Raw genomic sequence first — 5,754 nt, forward strand, 5'->3', positions numbered from 1 at the left:
GTCGCCGCCACCGTCGACACCACCGGCACCGCTGTCGCCGTCTCCGATCCCGAGCTGAACACTCACACTGGAGTCTTCGCCGTCGACCCCGAGGCCGAGGCCGAGGCCCGCGGCCTGTGCGGCGCCCGCTGCCGTGAGCGAGGCACCCGCGGCAATAACCGCACCAGCGGCTATCCGCGCGACGCGGATTCGCGTCTTCTTCGTCATCTGTTGCTACCCCCAGTAGCTGATCTCGTCAATGGAGCAGCCATATGCGGTCCTCGGCCCTGCGGGGGTCACACCATCTGCAGGGCCACGCCGTACCGTGGTCATCCCGCCCGCCCCCGTTCACACCTGTCCCAGACATACGCGTGCTGCTCTAGCACCCTGTCCAGAGATAAGGACTACGTCAAGGCCGTTCCGGGGGTATACGGGCCACTATGGGGTTCTTGACGGCCTTTCGGAAGCACGACTGTGACTCATTCGCCACATCTTCCCCTCAACTGCCCTGCGCTTCCGGCGGGATGACAGAGCGAAGGCCCGGACAGGAATCCTGTCCGGGCCTGCAGCCATGCGGCCGGGGTTACTTCTCGCTCTGCTTGCGCCAGCGGATACCGGCCTCGATGAAGCCGTCGATCTCGCCGTTGAAGACCGCTTCGGGGTTGCCCATCTCGAACTCCGTACGCAGGTCCTTGACCATCTGGTACGGGTGCAGGACGTACGAACGCATCTGGTTGCCCCAGGAGTTGCCGCCGTCGCCCTTGAGCGCGTTCATCTTGGCCTGCTCCTCCTGGCGGCGGCGCTCAAGGAGCTTCGCCTGGAGGACGTTCATCGCGGACGCCTTGTTCTGGATCTGCGAGCGCTCGTTCTGGCAGGAGACGACGATGCCGGTCGGCAGGTGGGTCAGCCGCACCGCGGAGTCCGTGGTGTTGACGCCCTGGCCGCCGGGGCCCGAGGACCGGTAGACGTCCACGCGCAGCTCGGACTCGTCGATCTCGACGTGGTCGGTCTGCTCGACGACCGGCAGCACCTCGACCCCCGCGAAGGACGTCTGGCGCCGGCCCTGGTTGTCGAAGGGCGAGATGCGGACGAGACGGTGCGTGCCCTGCTCCACGGAGAGCGTGCCGTAGGCGTACGGCACCTCCACGGCGAAGGTGGTCGACTTGATGCCGGCCTCTTCGGCGTACGCCGTCTCGTAGACCTCGGTCTTGTAGTTGTGCCGCTCGGCCCAGCGGAGGTACATGCGCTGGAGCTTCTCGGCGAAGTCCGCCGCGTCCACACCGCCCGCCTCGGCCCGGATGGTGACCAGGGCCTCGCGCGCGTCGTACTCGCCGGAGAGGAGGGTGCGGACCTCCATCTCGTCGAGCGCCTTGCGGACGGACTCGAGCTCCGTCTCGGCCTCGGCCTGGGTATCGGCGTCACCCTCGTCCTCGGCGAGCTCGAAAAGGATTCCGAGATCGTCGATGCGGCCGCGCAGGGCCTCGGCCTTGCGGACCTCGGCCTGGAGGTGCGAAAGCTTGCTGGTGATCTTCTGCGCCGCCTCCGGGTCGTCCCAGAGGGACGGCGCCGCCGCCTGCTCCTCGAGCGCGGCGATGTCGGCCCTCAGCGCATCCAGGTCCAGGACGGCCTCGATCGACCCCATGGTCGAGGAGAGGGACTTCAGCTCTTCGGAAATATCGACGACTGCCACGGGTCCAGCGTAACGGCTGGACGAGTGAACCTGTCCCTCCCCCGGATCCCGGCCCTCCCCGGCCGGTCCTCAGGGGGCCGTCGGCGCCGAGTTCCGCGTGTCCTCGGGGGCCGCCCCGGGGTCGTCGCCGCTCGTGGCGAGCCAGCCGCCCACCCCTATCGCCGCGCACAGTGCGACGGCCGCGACGCCCAGGGTGATCCTGCGCTTACGGACGGCCGCCGACTTGTTCCGGGCCGAGCCGGGCCGCGGCCGGCCGGGGGCGCGCGGGGCGCGGGCCGTGCCGAGGGGCCCGCCGGAGAGTTCGTCGGGGGCGGGTACCCGCATGCTCGTATGGGTGTCCCGGTTGGAGTCCGGGGCGGAGCCTGGCACCAGCGGCACCGCGCCGCGGCGGCGGGGCTCCTCGGGGGCCGGGGTGTACTGCTGCTCGTCGTACGCCGGCGGTTCGGCCTCGCTGTCCGGCTCGTCGACCTCGAGCGGAGGTATCCCGGACAGGAGGGGGAGCAGCTCCCGCAGCCGGGTCGCGAGCTCGGAGGCACGCAGCCGGGAGGCCGGGGCCTTGGCCAGGCACTGGACCAGGAGCTGCCAGAGCTCCTCGGGGATGCCGGGCAGGGGGACGACCGTCTCGGTCACGTGGCGGCGCAGAACGGCGCCGGTGTGCCCTCCACCGAAGGGGGTGAAGCCGGCGAGGAGCTCGTAGAGCACGGTCGCGAGGGCGTAGATGTCCACGGCGGCGCGCGGCGGGAGCCCCTCGACGATCTCCGGGGCCAGGTAGTCCGGCGTACCGATGATCTTGGTGGCCTTGGTCCGGCGGGGGGTGTCGATGAGCTTGGCGACACCGAAGTCCGTGAGCAGCGCCGGGTGCGAGCCGCCGGGGCCGAGCGGGCCCTCCATGTCGAGCAGGATGTTCTCCGGCTTGACGTCCCGGTGCACCACACCGGCGCGGTGCGCGGCGGCGAGACCGTCGGCGACGTCCGCGATGATCGCCGCGGCGGCCTCGGGCGCGAGCCGGCGTTCCCGGTCCAGACGGGTGCGCAGATCGGTGCCCCGCACGAGATCCATCACCAGCGCCAGGTCGGTGCCGTCCACCACGAGGTCGCGGACGGCGACGACGTGCGGATGACCGAGCCCGAGCAGCGCGGTGCGTTCCTGGACGAAGCGGCCCACGAGCTCCTGGTCGGACGCGAGGTCCTCGCGGAGCAGCTTGATGGCGACCGGGCCCTCGGGCCCTTCGCCGAGCCACACCGTGCCGGCGCTGCCGCGCCCCAGGATCTGGTGCGCGGTGTACCGGCTGCCGATATTCCGTGCCAAGACTGCTCCCTCAGCGGCTGGCGTTGACCCCCGGTCGACAAAGTTACGCGGCGATCGGGGTGCTGCGTGCCCTGGATGGCGCCAACCTTCACTTCTGCGGGCGAATTGGGTCCGCAGAAGTCGACAAAGACACGGAGTGGAGGCTGTTACTGACCGGTTCCGCCGCCGGAGCCGCTGTTCCCTCCGAGCTCCTCGAACCAGTCGGTGACGTTGGAGATGCCGTCCCCTATGGCGTCCCAGAAGCTCTTGCCCTGGGCGACCCAGTCCTGAAGCGGTGTCAGCTCCCAGATGAGCCAGGCGGCGACGACCAGGAGCACCACCGAGAACAGGCACCCCTTGAGGCAGCCGAGGCCGGGGATGCGCATCGGGTTGGCGCTGCGCTGCCTCGGCTGGCGCGGGGCCGGCTGCTGGGGCGGCGGCTGCTGCGGGGGCGCGTACTGCTGCCGCTGCGGCTGCTGGGGCCGCTGTTGCTGCTGGGGCTGCTGATAGCGCTGGGGCTGCTGCTGCGGGTACTGCCGGCCGCCCTGCTGCTGGGGCTGGGGGCGCTGGTCCTGCCGGCCCTGCGACCGCTGGTCCTGCGGCGGCTGCTGGCGCTGCGGGCGGCGGCGCAGCGGGTCCTGCGCGGGGTCGAGGTACTGGACCTGGGTCTGCTCGTTGCGGTCGCGGGCCGCCCGGAGCTGGGACTGCCAGGGGTGGGGCTCGTCGGGCCGCGGGGGGCCGGGCGGGACGGGCGGCATCATCGCGGTCGGGTCGGCCTGACCGCCCGCCCCCGGGGTCTGCTGCATCACGCTGGTCGGGGCCGCGGGGTCGTACGCACCCGCGTTGCTCGGCAGCACCTGCGTCGGGTCGGCCGCGCCCGGGGTCTCCGGGACGGCGGCGGGCGCCGGATCGGGGGCGAGCAGGGCGCCCACACCCTCGGCGGCCGCGATCTGGGCGGAGTTGGCGTGCACGCCGATGCCCGAGCCGACCGTACGCAGCGCGCGGGCGAGGTTCACGGCGCTGGGCCGCTGGTCCGGGTCCTTGCGCAGGCAGCGCTCGATGACCGTCCACAGCGGTTCGGGGACGGTGCTGGGGCGACGGGGCTCCTCGCTGAGGTGGCGGTGCAGGACCTCGAGCGCCGTGCCCCCGGCGAACGGCGGGCGGCCGGTGACCAGCTCGTACAGCAGGATGCCCGCGCCGTAGACGTCGACGGCGGAGGTCTGCGGACGGCCCTCGGCGGACTCGGGCGCCACATAGGCCGGCGTGCCGACGAACTCGTGGGTCCGGGTCAGCCCCGGGGAGTCGGCGAGCCGCGCGATGCCGAAGTCGGTGAGCATCGGGCGCATCTCGCCGTTGCGCTGGTCGAGCAGCACGTTGGCGGGCTTCAGGTCGCGGTGCACGACGCCGTCCGCGTGGCTCGCGGCCAGCGCGTCCGCGATCTGAGCGGTGAGCAGCGCGGCGGCGACCGGGGTGAGGGGGCCGTTCTCACGGAGGTAGCGGTGCAGGTCGGGGCCTTCGATCAGGTCCATCACCAGGGCGAGGAGATCACCCTCGACGACCAGGTCCCGGGTGCGCACGATGTTCGCGTGGGTGAGCCGCAGCAGCACCGAGCGCTCGCGCAGGAACCGCATCACGACATCCGCGTCGTTGGCGAGCTCCTCCTTGAGCACCTTGATCGCAACGGTCTCGCCGGGCTGCCCGGCGACGGCCGCCTCGGCGCCCGCGGTCTCCCGCTGGCGGGCTCGCCAGACGGTGCCCGTGGCGCCGCGTCCGAGCGGCTCCTCGAGCAGGTACTTGCTGCCTACCGGCCGCACGTCATGCGCTCCCTGCTGATCGTTGTGCTTGCGGTCCCCCCGGCCCGCCCGGATGTTCCGGCCCACTCTAGTGCCGCCGTACGGGGCACCGGTCGGTCGTGCTCCGGTCGCGCTCCCTCTCTGCGGAGGGAAGACGCCGACACGGAAGAGTTGGTTGCCGAACGAGTGTGCAGCACGTCCTGGGCAGGACCAAGCAGGCACTTTTGCACCCACACTCGGCCATTCAAGATCACTGAGCGGTCACCCCCGGGCGTGTTGTCGGTGGCAGGTGCGAGGATGCCTCCAGCACGGAACCGTGAGGTCGAAAGTCTCACCCTCCGTGACGACCTGTACCGGACGACGCGTCCGTGCCGGGTGGGGGGAATCACAGGGCGTCTCCCCTGCCGGGCACCCCGCGCAGAAGGGACCGCTGACGGCGATGCAGATCCGGCTGACCGTCCTCGCGCCGCGCAGCGGCCAGACCCCGGCGCGCGCCTGCGACGTGCTCGTGACCGCCCCCGCCGGGACGGCTCTCGCGGCCGTCGCCTCCGGCCTCGCCGCGGCCGTCTCCGGCCCGGAGGGCTCGCTGGGCGGCGGCGCGACCGTCCTGTACGCCGGGCGCGAGCGGCTCGACCCGCAGCGCTGCGCCCTCGGCGAGCCTCCCCTGGTGGACGGCACCGTGCTCTCGCTCCAGGTGCCCGGCGAGGACGAGACGGCGGACGACGCCGTGCCCGCGCGGCTGCACGTGATCGCGGGACCGGACGCCGGAGGGGTCCACCTGCTGCACGGCGGGCAGATCCGGATCGGCCGGTCGGCGGAGGCGGACGTCCCGCTCGACGACCCCGATGTCTCCCGGCTGCACTGCGCGGTCACGGTCTCCGACGACGGCCGGGTCTCCGTCACCGACCTCGGCTCCACCAACGGAACCTCGCTGGACGGTGCGGACGTCCACGACCGGCCGGTCCGGCTGGCTCCGGGCGCCCTGCTGCGGCTCGGCGAGTCCAC

The 5,754-nt window shown here is 72.2% G+C and carries 4 protein-coding genes and 1 pseudogene; 1 reads left to right on the plus strand and 4 read right to left on the minus strand.

Features of this window, described 5'->3' with window-relative positions:
* From B9S57_RS00050 to B9S57_RS00065, 4 genes and pseudogenes are all read right to left on the minus strand, one after another.
* A pseudogene (locus B9S57_RS00050) lies at positions 1-207 on the minus strand (hypothetical protein); the annotation flags it as partial.
* A 355-nt stretch (positions 208-562) separates the two neighbouring features.
* Positions 563-1,669: a peptide chain release factor 2 gene (gene prfB / locus B9S57_RS00055; protein ID WP_103513455.1), complete on the minus strand. Its 1,107-nt coding sequence runs from the start codon at positions 1,667-1,669 to the stop codon at positions 563-565.
* Between the two features lie 69 nt (positions 1,670-1,738).
* Positions 1,739-2,977, minus strand: coding sequence for a serine/threonine-protein kinase (locus tag B9S57_RS00060; RefSeq protein WP_103513456.1), 1,239 nt, complete (start codon positions 2,975-2,977; stop codon positions 1,739-1,741).
* A 146-nt stretch (positions 2,978-3,123) separates the two neighbouring features.
* Positions 3,124-4,770, minus strand: coding sequence for a serine/threonine-protein kinase (locus tag B9S57_RS00065; protein WP_103513457.1), 1,647 nt, complete (start codon positions 4,768-4,770; stop codon positions 3,124-3,126).
* 418 nt (positions 4,771-5,188) lie between these two features.
* On the opposite strand from B9S57_RS00065, the gene B9S57_RS00070 reads away from it, so the two are divergent.
* On the plus strand, positions 5,189-5,754 hold a 566-nt coding region (locus B9S57_RS00070), incomplete at its 3' end, for an FHA domain-containing protein (protein ID WP_146057689.1).

Origin of the sequence: Streptomyces sp. SM10, from assembly GCF_002910915.1 — a bacterium.
Lineage (GTDB): Bacteria > Actinomycetota > Actinomycetes > Streptomycetales > Streptomycetaceae > Streptomyces.